Consider the following 15,368-nt stretch of genomic DNA (forward strand, 5'->3'; position numbering starts at 1 on the left):
AAATCATGCCATTGCTTGAGTTGCAACACATTCACACCTATTACGGCGGGATCCACGCGTTGAAAGGCATGAGCATTGAAGTAAACGAAGGGGAAGTCGTGACGCTGATCGGTTCCAACGGCGCCGGGAAGTCCACTACCTTGAAAACCATCTGTGGGCAGACGCGCGCACGCGAAGGCCGAATCATTTTCGACGGCAAGGACATCACCCAGATGCGTACGCATGATATCGCACTTTTGGGGATTGCCCACGTACCGGAAGGCCGCCGGATTTTCCCCAAGCTGACGGTGCGGGAAAACCTGGAGATGGGGGCGTTTTCGGTCAAAGACAAGCAGCTCATCGAGGAAGGCATCGAGCGGGCTTTTCGTTACTTTCCCCGGTTGAAAGAGCGGATTGACCAAAAAGGCGGCACAATGTCCGGTGGGGAGCAGCAAATGCTGGCGATCGCCCGCGGGTTGATGATGAAGCCGAAAATTTTGATGCTGGATGAGCCGTCGATGGGCCTCGCCCCGATCCTCGTGGAGCAGATCTTTGACATCGTGACGGAGCTGAACCGCGAAGGCATGACGATCCTGCTCGTCGAGCAAAACGCGAACCAAGCGCTTTCGGTGGCCAATCGCGGATACGTCATCCAGACCGGTGAGATCATTTTGCAGGACAGCGCGCAAAACCTGCTTACCAATCCGCAGGTACGCGAGGCCTACCTGGCGTAATAAGAAGAGCAGCAGAAACCGATGGGGGAGACTCCGTCGGTTTTTTTTCGTCGATAGGTTTGAAAAAATGTGCAAACGGTGCCGTAGTGGGAAGAAGCCTGTCTCCCTGCTTGGCTCCGGGTTCCGCCTGCATGGATGTTTACACTGTCCGCTCCGGGGCGATTCGCGGGGGAGACGCAAAAGGAGTACCGCTTTGGGGTCATCCCACATTGCGCTCCTGGGTCCCGCGAATCGCCCCTCTCGATACAATTAATTTCTTCCTTTAACACTCAAAAGCGTATCTTTCGAGCAAATCTTTATCCCAAAAACGGGCAGAAACACAAAGGCTCGCAGAAGAATCATGCTCCCCTGCGAGCGACTGGGGAGCCCCCGCCCAGCGGAATAGCGGCCCCGGACGACAGACAGGGCTCGAGGAGGATTCGAGGACTCCTCTTGGGCAATGTCATCTTTTTTGCTAGGATGGGGAGAAAGAACGAATGTTTGACCACGAGAATATATGCATATTTCTAAAAAACGAACAGGTCAAAAGGGAGGGCAGGATGGACATTCACCCCCATTGGATGAGAGACGGAGCGGGTCCGCTCTATCAGCAGCTCTACCAGTATTTTCGCGAAGAAATCCAAAGCAGGCGCATACCGCCGGGGACAAGACTGCCGGCAGTCCGGGCGTTGAGCCAAAGCCTGCTGCTGAGTAAAACAACCGTGGAGACTGCTTATCACCAGCTTCTGGCCGAAGGGTATATCGAAAGCAGGGAGCGAAGCGGTTTTTATGTGGTGGAGTGGGAGGAGGAGATCGTCGGGGCGGAACCGCGTGCACGGTCGGTACCGTTTCTCCCATCGACACAGCGGGCCGGTACAAAACCGGACGCCCACGGAGAGCAGATTGTGCCGATCCGCTATGATTTTCACCAAGCCCGTGTCGACGCCCGGCACTTTCCCTATGACCTCTGGCGCAGGTACAGCAACCAGTGCATGCAGCTGGAGAACCGGGAGATTCTCTACTACGGGGACCCGCAGGGAGAGCCGGTGCTGCGTGAACAGATCGCTGCCTACTTGCAAAAAGCCCGGGGGGTGCATGCGAGTACGGACGCGGTCGTCCTGGGCGCAGGTACCCAGCTTCTGATCCATCTGCTATGCTGCCTATTTCGCCTGGATCGGCCTGTGGTCGCCATGGAGGAGCCGGGGTATAACGGTGTGCGGGTCGTTTTTCAGCAGCATGGCTTTCCCATCATCCCGATTCCCTTGGAGGAAGACGGGATCCGCTTGGATGCCCTGGAGGAGAGCGAGGCACCGCTGGTCTACATCACGCCCTCTCATCAGGAGCCGACGGGGGCCGTCATGCCTTATGCAAAGCGAACGAGACTGCTGCAATGGGCGGCCCGAACAGGGGCGTACATCATCGAGGACGATTATGACGGCGAGTTTCGCTATCAGAGCAAACCGATTCCCTCCCTGCAAGGCATGGATCAGGCTGGCAGGGTGATTTATCTGGGCACCTTCTCCAAATCTCTCTTGCCTTCCATTCGGATCAGCTATATGGTGCTGCCCCCCGAACTGCTTCGGGTCTACCAGGAGCAGCTAAGCGAGTACGATCAATCCTGCTCGCGCATCCATCAAGAGACGCTCGCTCTGTTTATGAAAAGCGGCCAATGGGAGCGGCATATCCGCAGAATGCGCACGATATACGGCAGAAAGCATCAAGCGATGCTGAGCAGCCTGCAGGCCGCTTTCGGGCAGCGAGTCCGCATCAAGGGGCAGAATGCGGGTCTCTCGATGACCGTGGAGGTCCCGTCAGCACTCACCCCAGAGGAGCTGGCCAGCCGTGCGCTGTCGGCAGGTATCCGCGTCTACCCGACGACGAAAAAATGGCTCACCTCTCCCGCGGAACAGCCTCCGGCGTTTCAATTCGGTTTTGGCGGCCTCTCGCTAGCAGAAATCGAGGAGGGGATTCGGCTGTTGGCCCAGGTGTGGACGCCGTATCTGGGGTCTGGGTAATGCTGGATCGGGCAGTCGTTCACGGCGATTGACAAAAAGGGACCGACAGCGATAGAGTGGGAATGGTCAGGAGGGAGAATCTTTGCACTCATCAAAATATTCGTTTATTCAAGGGATGAAACAGATCATTCCCGTTGCGTCGGCGGGCATCATCGACGGCCTAGTATTTGGCATTCTGGCCCGTCAGGCAGGACTTGGGATCACAGAAGCGCTATTATTTTCACTGCTCGTAAACGCAGGTTCCTCGCAATTTGCTGCCGTGGGCTTGATTTCACAAGGCATCGTGGGCTGGCCGATTTTGCTCTCCACGGCTTTGTTGAACGCCCGGCATCTGTTGTACGGGCTGTCGCTCGGGCCGTATTTTCGCCAGACTCCCCCGTGGAAGCTCTCGCTGATGGGCGCTACCCTGAATGACGAGACCTACGCCTTAAAAGTGACCTACCTCGCCTCCGGAAACAAGCCGAGTCTTCCTTTCTTTGCGGGAGCCAGCATCGTGGATTATCTCATTTGGAATGCGAGCACACTGGCCGGCGCGTGGTTTGGGGCGGTATTTACTCAGACGGAGGCATTTGGCCTCGATTTTGCCTTTATCGCGACGTTTTTGGGGTTTTTGGCGGTCAACCTCCTCTCGTCTTTTCATGGTAAAGTAGCAGTTGCCGCCTCTGTCGCCGCTTGTCTGGCCTATTGGCTCGGCGGCGGAACGGCCGGGGTCATTGCGGGGACGCTTACAGCTGTCATCATCGGGGCGGTGAAGCGGGATGGATAATATGATCATCATCATTTTGCTGATGGCGCTGATTACCTATCTGACCCGGTTCCCCATGCTGCTGATCAGCTCCCGCTGGTCGGTTCCCGATTGGTTGAAAAGAGGGCTGGCGATGGTTCCCGTGGGCGTTTTCAGTTCGCTTACGGTGCCGCCGATTCTGTTTCATCTAAGAGAGGGACAGTGGAGTCCTGAGTATCTGGTAGCCGGTGTCATTGCCTTATCCGTGGGAGTGTGGAGGAAGCAGATCGTCTGGGCGCTGCTCGCGGGAGTTGCCGTGCTGATTGGCTGGCGGTATCTCTTTGGTCTGTAGACGAAAAGCAGAATAAGCAGGTGTTACAGGGGGAAACCTTTTGTAACACCTGCTTTTTCGTTATCTTCACACCTCCTCGGTTCGGTACATGATGCTCCTAACTGCCGTCAAATAAATCAGCCATGCGCTATCTTGCCATTGCATACTCCTAGTATCTCTCCAGGAGAAAACGGACAGCAAAAAAACCAGCCCCAATATTAGACTGGTTTATCTGCTTGGTTCCGGTAGCCGAGCTCTGTCGACATCTCTTGGACGGTCTGTAGCAATTCCTCCAAAATCATCTTCTGCTGAGGAAGCACGCGATCGGATGGCCCGATCACCCCGACGGAGGCGACGACTTCTCCCGTAGAATCAAAGATCGGTGCGGCCATGCCGGTCACGCCCTCGTTACGGCGGTTGGAGCTGAATTCATAGCCGCGCTCGCGAATAAGACGCAGATTTTGCTTAATCTCCTCGACCGTCGTAAAGGAATGCGGGGTATACGTTTTGATCTCTTGCTGCAGGATTTCATCCTGAAACGCTGCCGAGCGATAAGCCAGAAGTACGCGGGAGGCAGAGGTGGAATACAGGGGGAAACGGCGATAGGTTCCAATCGTAAAGCGTATCGGATGAGGGGAATCCAGCTTGCTGACATAGATGGCGTCTTTGGCGTCTTGCAAGCAGAGGACGACCAGCTCCTGAGTGCGGGCTAGCAAGCGATGGAGGTAGGGATTGGAAAAGTCCACGATGTCGTGATTTTGCAACACCTTGTTGCCCAACTCCAATAAAGTGTATCCAAGCGTATACTGTTTGGTTTTTTCATTTTTCCGAATAAACCCCTCCGACTCCAGCGTCATCAGGAGCTTATGCACAGCTCCTTTGGATAGCTGCAGCTTTTTGCTTAACTCGGTAACCCCGATCTCCTGCGGTGAGTCCAGGAAGATTTTTAAGAGCTTGCATCCGTTTCGAACGGAAGACAAATACTGATCCATATGCACTCCTCCGTAACAGGCATCCGATGTAGTCTACCACAAATAGCGGCGATCGAAAAGAAATATGAGGGAATCATTTATCTAGTGCAACTACCTTGAATAGTCAGTTTCTTTGTGCTATTATAACACCATCGTTCTCGAATAGTAAACATCGTTCTCTATTCGTGAACAATAATGTGTGATACGGGGGATGAAGAAAAGTGAAAAAGAAAGCCCTATCTGTACTCTCAATTCTCGCTTTGACAGGATCACTGCTCGCGGGCTGTGGATCGTCCAGTTCCGCGCCGCAGCCATCGGCACCGAGCCAGCCGGCAGAGAACAAAGATGGCGGACAAGCTGCCGCACAGCTGGAGGACAGCCTGGTTATCGCCGGCAATGGGGCGACGGTTGAAAAGCTGATGAAGGATGAGATTTTTAAGAAGTTCAATGAAAAGTACCCCAATGTAAAGCTGACCTATGTCTCTGGCGTTTCGACGGAGATTGTCGCCAAAGTGAAAGCACAAAAAAATTCCCCCCAGATCGATTTGACGGTCATTGAGGGCGGAGAACAGGACAAAGGCCGTCAAGAAGGCCTTTGGGAGACGTTATCTGAGAGTGATATCCCGAATATGAAAAATGTTCCGGATGACTTGAAAGTGACGGATGACAGCGGTGTCACCGTAAACTTTACGCCGATGGGGATCTCCTATAACAGCGAGTTGGTAAAAGAGAGGAACCTGCCCGTTCCGACATCTTGGAATGACCTGGCCAAGCCTGAGGTGAAAGGAAACATCACGATGACGGACGTAGCGAGCAACTTCGGACGTTCCGCGATGATCATGCTGGCGTACGCTAACGGAGGTTCCGAGAAAAACATCGAGCCTGGTTTTGAGAAAATGAAAACGATTGCGGGCTACATGCCTACCTTTGCCAAGAGCGCCGCACAGCTGCAGCAAAATCTGCAAAGCAAGAGCGCTGCTTACACCACCTGGACCATGGCTCGCAGCCTGACCCAAAAAGAAGCCGGCTTGCCGCTGGAGTTCGTCTTCCCGGAAGAGGGCGGAAATATCGTGCCAAACGTAGCGACCCTGGTCAAAGGAGCCAAGCATCCGAATGCGGCCAAGGCTTTCATCGACTTTTTGCTGAGCGATGAAGTGCAGACCATGTATGCGACCAAGCTGTACTACAACCCGGCCACATCGGTGAAACTGCCTGACGATGTAGCGAAGACGCTGGAGTTTGATCGCAGCAAGGTCGTCAACTTCGATTACGATGTCATCGGCAAGGAAATGGCCGGATGGCTGGATCGCTTCAACAAGGAAATCGCACCCATCACAGGAAAGTAGGTGACCCATTGAGCAAGGTGATTGATGTCGAACTGCGCAGCATCATGAAGAAGTTTCAGAACAATATCGTGGTTCAAGACTTCAACCTGCAGGTCGAGCAGGGAGAGTTCGTCTCGTTTCTAGGGCCGTCGGGTTGCGGGAAAACGACCACGCTGAACATGATCGCCGGTTTTCTGGAGCCGGACGGCGGCGATCTGCTCATCAAGGGACAACGCATGAATGGCGTCCCTCCTTACAAACGGGAGCTGGGGATGGTGTTCCAGACCTACTCCCTTTTCCCGCACATGACCGTCGCGGAGAACGTCGCTTACGGGCTGAAGCTCAGAAAGCTCAGCAAAGCGGAAATCCAGGAGCGGGTAAAACGGGTGCTGGAGCTCGTGAAGCTGCCGCACGTGGCCGACCGCTACCCGAAGCAGCTCTCCGGCGGGCAGCGTCAACGGATCGCCATCGCCCGCGCGCTCGTGATCGAGCCGTCGCTGCTGCTGTTGGACGAGCCGCTGAGCAACCTCGACGCGAAGCTGCGGGAAGAGCTGCGCGATGAGCTGAAGCGGCTGCATCAGGAGATTGGCGTCACGACGATTTTTGTCACCCATGATCAGGAAGAGGCGCTGTCCCTGTCGGATCGGATTGTTGTGTTGAATCATGGCTTCGTGGAGCAGATCGGCACACCCGAGGATATCTACAATCGGCCCGCTTCTGAATTTGTCCATACCTTTATCGGGAAGACCAACCGGCTGGAGGGAGAAGTGGCCGGCATCGAGGGAGACGCTTTGTTTGTTAAAACAGATGGCGGTCTGCTCATCGAAGCAAGAGGAGGGGGCCGCTATGCATTTGCTCCCGGGCAAAAGACCGTCGTCTTTATCCGTCCGGAAAAAATCGGGCTCTCGGACCAACCGGTGGAGGAGGGAGCCAATCGGGCAAACGGCAAGCTGCGAATCAGCTCGTTTTTGGGCTCGTACACGGAGTGTGATGTGACGCTCAAAGGTCACAGCATGTCCGTCAAAGTGCAAAAACTGGAAAAAGGCATGTCGTTTTCTCCGGAAAAGGCCATTTCGTGCAGCTGGGAGCCGGAAGATGTACTGGTCATGCCGGTAGAGAGGGGATGACGATGAACAAGAAGCTGCCTGTTATCCTGCTCACGGCTCCGAGTATGATCGTGCTGCTCGGTGTCTTTATCCTGCCGATGCTGATGATGCTTCTGCTGAGCTTTCAAAACGACGCGCAAGCCTTCAGCCTGGAAAACTACCTGCTGTTTGTCAAAGACCCGTTTTACGCCGAAATCATGTGGCGAACCATTCGCGTCAGCCTCTGGACCGTTCTTTGTACACTGGTGCTTGGTTTTCCGGTAGCAATGTACATGGCCCAAGCGAGCGGAAAGATGAGGGGCATCGTCACGATGCTGATCTTGGCTCCTCATCTGATCAGCGTCGTCATTCGCAATTTTGGCTGGGTGGTCGTACTGGGGGACAAAGGCTGGATCAACGAATTGCTGCTCAAAATTGGATGGATCCAGGAGCCGCTGCGGCTACTGTACAACGAACTGGGCGTGGTGATCGGCCTGACTGATGCGTTTATCGCCTACATGGTGCTGGCGATTGCGACCAGCCTGTATGCCATCGATCCGTCTCTTTCCAAAGCGGCTTCCATTTTGGGCGCATCCCGGACGCGCATCTTTTTAACGGTGACACTTCCGCTGAGTTTGCCGGGGATCATCGCCGGGACCACTTTGGTGTTCAGCTTGTCGATGAGCGCCTTTGTCACGCCGGCGCTAATGGGGGGAACCTCGGTGAAAGTGATGCCGGTGATCGCCTATGAACAGATCATGTCTACATTAAATTGGCCGCTCGGGGCGGCACTGGCCTTCCTGCTGTTGGGCAGCACGATTCTGCTGGTGACCCTCTACTCGAGGTTGATTGAAACCAAGCGGTACAAAGAGGTGTTTGCGTCATGAGAAAATTACATCCCCTCGGTCTCGTCACCTTTCTCGTACTGATCCTGGTCAACCTGCCGTTTCTGGTCATCATCCCCAGTTCGTTTACGGCAGCCGGCTACCTGTCTTTCCCGCCAGAAGGTTTTTCCTGGCAATGGTACACAATGATCCTCGACCGGCCGGAATTTATTGAATCTTTCTGGTTTAGCGTCAAGCTGGCGACGATTACGGCGGTTCTGGCAACACTGGTGGGCACACTGGCGGCGATGGCCTTGCACAAGTACAAGTTTCGCGGCAGCGGCATCGTCAACGGCCTGCTGCTGTCCCCGCTGACTGTCCCTTCGCTGATTATCGGGATTGCAGCATTGTTGTTCTTTACCCGGATCGGGATCGCCGGCACGTTTACCGGGCTGCTCCTGGCACACATCCTGATTTCGATACCGTATGTGGTGCGACTGGTTTTGACGGGTCTCAGCACGTTTGACTATACACTCGAAAAGGCAGGGTACATGCTGGGAGCAAGTCCGCTCCGCGTATTTTGGGATATTACCTTGCCGCTGCTTCGGCCCGCCATCGTGTCAGGGATGATCTTTTCCTTTTTGACCTCCTTTGACAACGTGACGGTATCCCTCTTTTTAGTGGCGCCCGATACCACGACGCTGCCGTTGGCTATTTTCACTTACATGCAGGAGACGCTTGACCCGCTAGTCGCTTCGATCTCGGCGGTGGTTATCCTGCTGAGTCTTGTGTTTATTGTCCTACTCGAAAAGGTATACGGGCTGGATCGGTTGTTCGGACTAAATTCTCAATCCCACTAAGGAAGAGGCACAATGTTCATTCACACTTATTTGCTACAGCATCAACCACAACTGCTCAAGGATTTGGAGCAGTGTGTCAATATGGATTCGCCTTCACGTCACAGAGAACTGGGGAACCGGATGGCTGACTGGTTCATGGAACGGTTCGTCCAGCTGACCGGGGGACAGGCCGAGCGCATCGCCAATGAGCAGTATGGCGATCAGGTGCGCTGTGTCCTCGGTACGGGGCATCGCCGCGTGCTGATGATCGGTCACTACGATACCGTCTGGCCGGAAGGAGAATCGGCGCGGAGGCCCTTTGCGGTGCGGGACGGCAGAGCCTACGGGCCTGGTGTCTACGACATGAAGGCAGGTGTCCTGCAAGCGATTTGGGGACTACGAGCTTTGCGGGAGCTGGGTCGTTTTCCAGAGGATAAGCAGGTCGTGCTCCTCTTAAACAGCGACGAGGAGATCGGCAGTCCCTCCTCACGCTGGCTGGTGGAGCGCGAAGCCCGAGAGGCCAAGGCCTGCTTCGTCCTGGAGCCGCCGACGGAGCCGAACGGCGCCTTGAAGACCTGGCGAAAGGGGAGCGCCCACTTTCGGATTTGCGTGCACGGCGTCTCTTCCCACGCTGGTGTCGATCATAAAAAGGGCGTGTCGGCGATCGAGGAGATGTCCCGGCTCATTCAATATCTGCACACCCTGACGGATTACCAGGCGGGGACGACGGTGAATGTCGGTCTGGTCAAAGGAGGAATCGGCTCCAATGTCGTAGCGGACTACGCCGAGGCAGAAGTCGATGTGCGGGTGATGACACTGGGCGAGGCGCACCGGATCGAACAGCTTTTCCACTCGCTTCAGCCGAGCCTGCCCGGCACTAGCATGACCGTGACCGGAGGCATCCGCCGTCCGCCGATGGAGCGAACCGAGAAAATTGGCACTCTCTTCACGCTCGCCCAAGGCATCGCGCGGGAGGAGCTGGGGTTCGACCTGGAGGAATCGGGAACCGGCGGGGTGAGCGACGGCAATTTTGCCGCAGCCTGCGGTGTTCCGACTTTGGACGGGATGGGGGCAAAAGGCGGTTTTGCTCACTCGCCGCAGGAGTTTATCGAGCTCGACCAGCTGGCCGTTCGCGGGGCATTGCTCGCTCGGTTAATCGAAGAGTGTTGACAGGGAAAATCAGTTCTGAAACATCGTAATATAGTCGGAACCATCAGAAAAGCACCTCATCTTTTATGCAAAAGAGAGGTGCTTTTCCATCTGTATCTTTAATTTCCGGCATCGCCCATGAACTCGGCTTTATCCTTGCCGTATTGGTAGATGTAGACTTGGGAGTGCTTGTTGTCACCCTTTTCGTCAAAAGTGACCTTGGTAAACAGACCGCTGAATTCGTTTGTCGCGCGGATCGCATTCATCACTTGCTCGCGCGTCGGCTTCTTGCCGCCGTTTTCCTGGATCGCTTTTTCCAGTCCATTCAGGGCGACCAGCGTGGCGTCATAAGCGAAAGGAGAGAATGCGCCCGGATCCTTTTTAAAGGACTCCTTGAACTTTTCGATCCATTTTTGGCCTTGCTCCTGGGAGCGGATGTCGCTAACCACGGTAGCATAGACGATTCCTTCTGCAGCAGGGCCGGCGATTTTGTAGATGTCGGCCGACTCCAGACCTTCACCGCCCATAAATTTGCCGGCGAAACCTTTGTCGCGAGCCTGCTTGGCGATAATGCCCATCTCGGCGTACATGCCGCCGAAGAAGACGAGGTCAGGCTTCTTCGCTACCAACTGGTTGACGATGGCGCTGTAATCTTTTTCGCCAGCGGTGATCCCTTCGTATCCCAGCTCCGTCACGCCCAGGTCCTGGAAGGCTTTGCGCACTTCGTCCGTCAGACCTTGGCCGTAGGCGGTCTTGTCATGCGCGAGGTATACGGATGTCACGCCCATCTTTTCCTTGGCGTATTTCGCCGCAGCTGGAGCGATTTGGTCGTTGCGTGCCACGAGGCGGTTTACGGTCTTTTTGCCGGCCTCAGTCAGTTCGACGCCTGTATTGGCCGGAGAGATCATGGCCAGCTGTCCTTCTTCGTATTTGACGGAAGAGGGGATGGCGACGCCTGTGTTGTAGTGACCGATGACGGCCATTACGTCTTGATCGGAAATCAGCATTTCCGCATTGGAGACGCCGATTTTCGGGTCAGCCTGGTCGTCCTGCGGGAAGAGCTGGATCTCAAAGCCCAGTTTTTTGAAGTCCTCGGCACGGTCGGCGACAGCCATTTGCGCACCCAGCTTGATGCCTTCGCCTTCAAGGGATTGCGGACCGGAGAGCGGGCTTTGGGTCGCGATCTTAATCACGGTAGTGGCAGCGCTTTCAGAGCCGCTGTTGGCAGAAGGCGCCGGTGTGGAACTTCCGCCGCCAGTGCTGCTGCTGTTGCCTGCGCCGCAACCTGTGACCAGAGCGCCAACCAGCAGGGTGGACAGGAAAAAAAGCTTGTTCTTTTTGTTCATGATGACCCCCACAATTTTATTGATAATATTTTTGCTATTAACATATCAATTGAGGGCGGTTGCGTCAATGAATATTCTTTTTAGTATGAATATAAATAAATTTAGAACGATAAAATATTTTGTTCCTTTTCTTCCCGCTTTTGGAATCGCAGTTGCCTTGCATCGTCTGTTTATCTAGAGACAGCCGCTCTTTTTCGTACGGTCACATGGAAATGAAAAGATCCCCGCGGGGCTATTTTCAGAATAGATGAACTTCTTTTGGGGCGGAAAGGGAACGGCCCTGGAAACAAAGTCCAGGGCCGTTTGGAATGCGCTATCGCTTGAGCGGGAGGGTGATGGTAAAGGAAGGGCCATCCGGTTCATTGCGTACGGAGATACTCCCTCCGTGCGCCTCAAAGACAGCGCGTGCAATCGCGAGGCCAAGTCCGTGCTTGCCCGATTTTCCTTTGCGGAAGCGCTGGAACAGATGGGGGAGGAGCGCTTCCTCGATCGGCGGACCGTCATTGGCGATGGTAATGACCGCTTTGTCCTGCCCCTCGGAAGCAGTCACCGCCAGGCGGCTCTCGGCATAGCGCAGTTGATTTTCCAGGATATTGACAAAAGCCGTGCTCAGCTGTTCGCCGTCGCCCTCCAGGATCAGATGGTCGGGGAGGGCCATATCCCAGGCGATCTCCGGGTTGAGCACGGAGAGCCGCTGCTCCAGCAGGTGAAACAGCTCCGTCAGATCGACTCTCCCCATCTGCATCATTTCGGAGACGGATTCGATCTTGGTCAGATAGAGGAGCTGCCCCACTACTTTTTCCAGCCGTTTGCTCTCCTGCATGATAATCTGCAAGCCTTTCTCCGCCTGCGGACCTTGGAAGACGCCTTCGAGCAAGCCTTGGGTGTAGCCCTGTATCGCCATGATCGGGGTCTTCAGCTCATGGGAGATGTTTTGCACGAAGCGGCGCTGCGATTCGTCATGATCTTTGAGCTGGTGCTTCATCGACTCGAAGGAGCGGGCCAGCTGGCCGATCTCATCCTCGCGGTCCAGCGTGAGCGGCGTGTCGAACTGGCGCTTGGCGATTTTCTGGCAGGACTCATCCAGCGAGCGGAGCGGTTTGCTTAGATAGCGGCTGAACCAGACGGCGAGCAGCCAGCTGCTCGCCAGCAGAACGACGAAGATCAACAGGAATTGCCGGGTGAGAAGCGCACCGATCTGGTTCAGCTCCCGCTCCTTGGAAAAGAGGACCAGATAGTAGGGAAAGCCGTGGTAGTCCATCAGCTTGCTGACGAAGAGATAGTCCTCGCCGCCGCGCTCCAGCGTGCCATGCTGCACCTGGCCGCGATTGTAGGAGGAGGCGAGGCGGTAGAGAGCGGCCTCGTCCTTATAGGAGATGCGCTCCGTGATGCGGCTGCCCAGCGGTACGCCGTCAGCCGAATAGACGATCATGTCAAAGGAGTACTGATACCGCGACAGGAGCACCTGCAAAAAGTAAGGCGCGGCGGCCGGGACCGGAAGCAGCTCGTTATGTTCATTAAACGAGATGTGGTCGGACAAGGTGTAGAATTCCTGCTCCAACAGCTGGTAGGTATTGTTGACCAGGTACTGCTTGACCGCGAGCGGAAAGACAATCCCGACACCAATACCGAGCACGCTGGTCAGGAGCATGAACAGAATCAGGATCTGCCGGGAGAGCGGCAGGTTTTTCAGGCGGAATCGGTTCATGTGCGGGTCATCCTGTAGCCAAATCCGTAGACTGTTTCCAGCGGAAATTTGGGCATTTTTTTCCGAATGCGCTTCACCAGATCATCCACCGCCCGGTCTGATCCGATGTAATCTTCTCCCCAGATGGCGGTCAGGATCTGCTCCCGGTTCAGGGCCAATCCCTGATTGTGGAGGAGATAGACGATCAGCTCGAACTCTTTAGTGGTCAGCTCGATCTGCTGCTCGCCTTCCTTAACCTGCCGTCCTTTTTCCGAGATCTGGTACGGCCCGACCGTCACCCAATCCTGATAGGAGGACGGAGCCGGTGCGGGCGAGAGCATCCCGCCTTTTTCGTAGGTGCGCTGCAGCAGCTTCTGTACGCGGATGACCAGCTCGCGGGGCAAAAACGGCTTGGCCAGGTAGTCGTCGCTACCCAGCTCCAATCCGATGATTTTGTCCATATCCTGATCCCGGGCCGAGATGAAGACGATCGGTACGTCCGACTTGCTGCGGATCAGCCGGAGCAGCTCGTAGCCGTCGATGTCCGGGAGCATGATGTCCAGTATCCATATATGTGGTTGCTCCGGCTCTTCCAGGACGGGAAGCACCTCCGCGCCGCTGCGAAAGGCGCGGACCTGGAAGCCGGCGTTTTGCAGATATGATTGCAAAAGCTCCAAAAGAGAGGTTTCGTCATCTACCAGATAGACGAGGTAGGGCGTTTGCATACAGCATTCCTCGCTTTTCATCTGTGTTTACGTAAATTGTAGCACACGCGAGCGGGGGATGTGTGGCAGCAGGGTATGAGAATCGTGGAAAAGATGTGGAAGCAGGATTCTCTTTCCTTTTCAGAGAAAAAAAGAGGGTGCGGAAGAAAAACGGAAAGGAGCGCTTTCATGCAAAGACGCATAACCCGAACTCTGATGTTGCTAACCTTGGCGCTGCTCGCAGCCTGCTCGCCCAAGCCTGCCGACACCATGCCGCAGCCCGAGCAGCCGCCCGCTCCCATCGTCGAGACCCCTCCTGTGGCAGAACAGCCGCCGCAATACCCGTATACGGCACCTTTTACCGGCCTGGGCAGTCAGGAGAGACTGGACCAGCGGCCGATCATGGTCATGATCAACAACGCGCCGGAAGCCCGCCCTCAGTCCGGCCTCAACAAGGCAGACCTGGTGTACGAAGTGCTGTCAGAAGGGGAGATGACCCGCTTTCTCGCGATTTTCCACAGCCAAAAGCCCGAGGTGATCGGTCCGGTTCGCAGCATACGCCCCTATTTCATCCAGATTGGCGCAGGTCTGGACGCCATGCTGGTGCACGCAGGAGGCAGCCCTGATGCCTTGAGCACCTTGGCCCGCTCCGATTACAGCCACTTGGACGAAATCCCCAACGGCAAATATTTCTGGCGGGAAAAATTCCGCGTGGCCCCGCACAACCTCTATACCAAGCCGGAGCTGATCGAACAGGCGATGCTGGACAAGGGCATCCGCATGACAGGCGAATTGCCGTATTTCCCGTTCTTGCCGGAGGATGCCGTCATCACGGAAGGCGAGCCGGCAACCAAAATCGATCTGTCGTTTCATCCCCTGAATAAAGCCGGGTACGTCTACGATCCGGAACAGAAAAAATACATGCGCACCACTGCAGGCAAACCCCATCTCGATCTGACGACCAACGAACAGCTGTCGGCCACCAATCTGCTGGTGATCGCATCCAGACACCGCGTCCTGGATAATGTGGGCCGCAGACAAGTGGACGTCGTCGGACCAGGGGACGGCTACCTGTTCCAGCAGGGCAAGGCCAAAAAGATCAAATGGAAGCGGAGCAACGGTGTGATCCGCGCCTACGAAGATGCCGCGCTTACCAAAGAATTGCCGCTGCTTCGGGGGAACACCTGGGTAGCCATCGTTCCAAACGCGCCAGAGATGACCAAATATCTCCATTTTGAATAAAAGAGAGAAAGAAAGGGCTTGCAGGGAGACCGCGTTTCACCTAAGATTATCTTGTTAGCTTTAACGCTTGAAAATTTTACAGCGAAAAAACTTCAAGAAAATTTCCCTATAAGAGCCGATGGGGTGATCCTGATGCAATTGGAAAAGTTAAAAGGCAAAGGAATTGAGCAGCTGTTCGAGGCCGTGCTTTCCCTGGAGACGATGGAGGAGTGCTACCGCTTCTTCGACGACCTCTGCACCGTGAATGAAATGCAGTCGCTGGCACAGCGTCTGGAAGTTGCGCGCATGCTGCGCAAAGGCTTTACGTATAATCAGATCGAAGCAGAGACGGGAGCCAGCACAGCGACCATCTCGCGCGTCAAGCGCTGCCTCAACTACGGCAATGACGGATACCAACTGGCGCTTGAGCGGATCGGGAAATAGGCAGGAGGCTT

Annotated in this window: 15 protein-coding genes; 11 read left to right on the forward strand and 4 right to left on the reverse strand. The window is 55.2% G+C overall.

Annotation, left to right across the window (positions count from 1 at the left end):
- The first annotated feature begins 5 nt into the window (after positions 1-5).
- From JD108_RS03035 to JD108_RS03050, 4 genes are all read left to right on the forward strand, one after another.
- Positions 6-713 (forward strand): ABC transporter ATP-binding protein, encoded by a 708-nt coding sequence (locus tag JD108_RS03035; protein ID WP_198828507.1) that lies wholly within the window; start codon positions 6-8, stop codon positions 711-713.
- Positions 714-1,252: 539 nt separating this feature from the next.
- Positions 1,253-2,707 (forward strand): MocR-like pyridoxine biosynthesis transcription factor PdxR, encoded by a 1,455-nt coding sequence (pdxR, locus tag JD108_RS03040; RefSeq protein ID WP_198828508.1) that lies wholly within the window; start codon positions 1,253-1,255, stop codon positions 2,705-2,707.
- An 82-nt stretch (positions 2,708-2,789) separates the two neighbouring features.
- Positions 2,790-3,473: an AzlC family ABC transporter permease gene (locus tag JD108_RS03045; protein WP_198828509.1), complete on the forward strand. Its 684-nt coding sequence runs from the start codon at positions 2,790-2,792 to the stop codon at positions 3,471-3,473.
- The gene (locus JD108_RS03050) at positions 3,466-3,783 is read left to right on the forward strand and encodes an AzlD domain-containing protein (protein ID WP_228728280.1); all 318 of its coding nucleotides are present in this window, start codon (positions 3,466-3,468) and stop codon (positions 3,781-3,783) included. Before JD108_RS03045 ends, JD108_RS03050 begins: the two co-directional genes overlap by 8 nt.
- Before the next feature lie 197 nt (positions 3,784-3,980).
- Here JD108_RS03050 and JD108_RS03055 read toward each other — a convergent pair whose 3' ends face one another.
- On the reverse strand, positions 3,981-4,754 hold the full coding sequence (locus tag JD108_RS03055; RefSeq protein WP_198828510.1) for an IclR family transcriptional regulator: 774 nt from the start codon (positions 4,752-4,754) through the stop codon (positions 3,981-3,983).
- Between the two features lie 200 nt (positions 4,755-4,954).
- On the opposite strand from JD108_RS03055, the gene JD108_RS03060 reads away from it, so the two are divergent.
- From JD108_RS03060 to JD108_RS03080, 5 genes are read left to right on the forward strand one after another with little or no spacing between them, the layout of a single operon-like run.
- Positions 4,955-6,079, forward strand: coding sequence for an ABC transporter substrate-binding protein (locus tag JD108_RS03060; RefSeq protein WP_198828511.1), 1,125 nt, complete (start codon positions 4,955-4,957; stop codon positions 6,077-6,079).
- A gap of 8 nt (positions 6,080-6,087) precedes the next feature.
- Positions 6,088-7,185 (forward strand): ABC transporter ATP-binding protein, encoded by a 1,098-nt coding sequence (locus JD108_RS03065; RefSeq protein WP_198828512.1) that lies wholly within the window; start codon positions 6,088-6,090, stop codon positions 7,183-7,185.
- A gap of 2 nt (positions 7,186-7,187) precedes the next feature.
- Positions 7,188-8,030, forward strand: coding sequence for an ABC transporter permease (locus tag JD108_RS03070; RefSeq protein ID WP_198828513.1), 843 nt, complete (start codon positions 7,188-7,190; stop codon positions 8,028-8,030).
- A complete protein-coding gene (locus JD108_RS03075; RefSeq protein ID WP_198828514.1) occupies positions 8,027-8,827 on the forward strand; it encodes an ABC transporter permease in 801 nt (266 codons plus the stop codon). The genes JD108_RS03070 and JD108_RS03075 overlap by 4 nt, the downstream gene beginning before the upstream one ends.
- Positions 8,828-8,839: 12 nt before the next feature.
- On the forward strand, positions 8,840-9,976 hold the full coding sequence (locus JD108_RS03080; RefSeq protein WP_198828515.1) for a M20 family metallopeptidase: 1,137 nt from the start codon (positions 8,840-8,842) through the stop codon (positions 9,974-9,976).
- Positions 9,977-10,074: 98 nt separating this feature from the next.
- Here the strand turns inward: JD108_RS03080 and JD108_RS03085 are convergent, their stop codons facing one another.
- The 3 genes from JD108_RS03085 to JD108_RS03095 all read right to left on the reverse strand — a co-directional run bounded on the left by JD108_RS03085 (position 10,075) and on the right by JD108_RS03095 (position 13,713).
- The gene (locus JD108_RS03085) at positions 10,075-11,301 is read right to left on the reverse strand and encodes a branched-chain amino acid ABC transporter substrate-binding protein (protein ID WP_198828516.1); all 1,227 of its coding nucleotides are present in this window, start codon (positions 11,299-11,301) and stop codon (positions 10,075-10,077) included.
- Positions 11,302-11,614: 313 nt separating this feature from the next.
- The gene (locus JD108_RS03090; RefSeq protein WP_198828517.1) at positions 11,615-13,009 is read right to left on the reverse strand and encodes a sensor histidine kinase; all 1,395 of its coding nucleotides are present in this window, start codon (positions 13,007-13,009) and stop codon (positions 11,615-11,617) included.
- A complete protein-coding gene (locus JD108_RS03095; protein WP_198828518.1) occupies positions 13,006-13,713 on the reverse strand; it encodes a response regulator transcription factor in 708 nt (235 codons plus the stop codon). Before JD108_RS03095 ends, JD108_RS03090 begins: the two co-directional genes overlap by 4 nt.
- A gap of 168 nt (positions 13,714-13,881) precedes the next feature.
- Between JD108_RS03095 and JD108_RS03100 the strand changes: the two genes are divergently transcribed.
- Together JD108_RS03100 and JD108_RS03105 are read left to right on the forward strand one after the other, a co-directional pair.
- The gene (locus JD108_RS03100; protein ID WP_228728281.1) at positions 13,882-14,934 is read left to right on the forward strand and encodes a DUF3048 domain-containing protein; all 1,053 of its coding nucleotides are present in this window, start codon (positions 13,882-13,884) and stop codon (positions 14,932-14,934) included.
- Positions 14,935-15,066: 132 nt separating this feature from the next.
- Positions 15,067-15,357 (forward strand): YerC/YecD family TrpR-related protein, encoded by a 291-nt coding sequence (locus JD108_RS03105; RefSeq protein ID WP_198828520.1) that lies wholly within the window; start codon positions 15,067-15,069, stop codon positions 15,355-15,357.
- Positions 15,358-15,368 lie beyond the last annotated feature (11 nt).

Source organism: Brevibacillus composti (assembly GCF_016406105.1).
Taxonomy (GTDB): domain Bacteria; phylum Bacillota; class Bacilli; order Brevibacillales; family Brevibacillaceae; genus Brevibacillus; species Brevibacillus composti.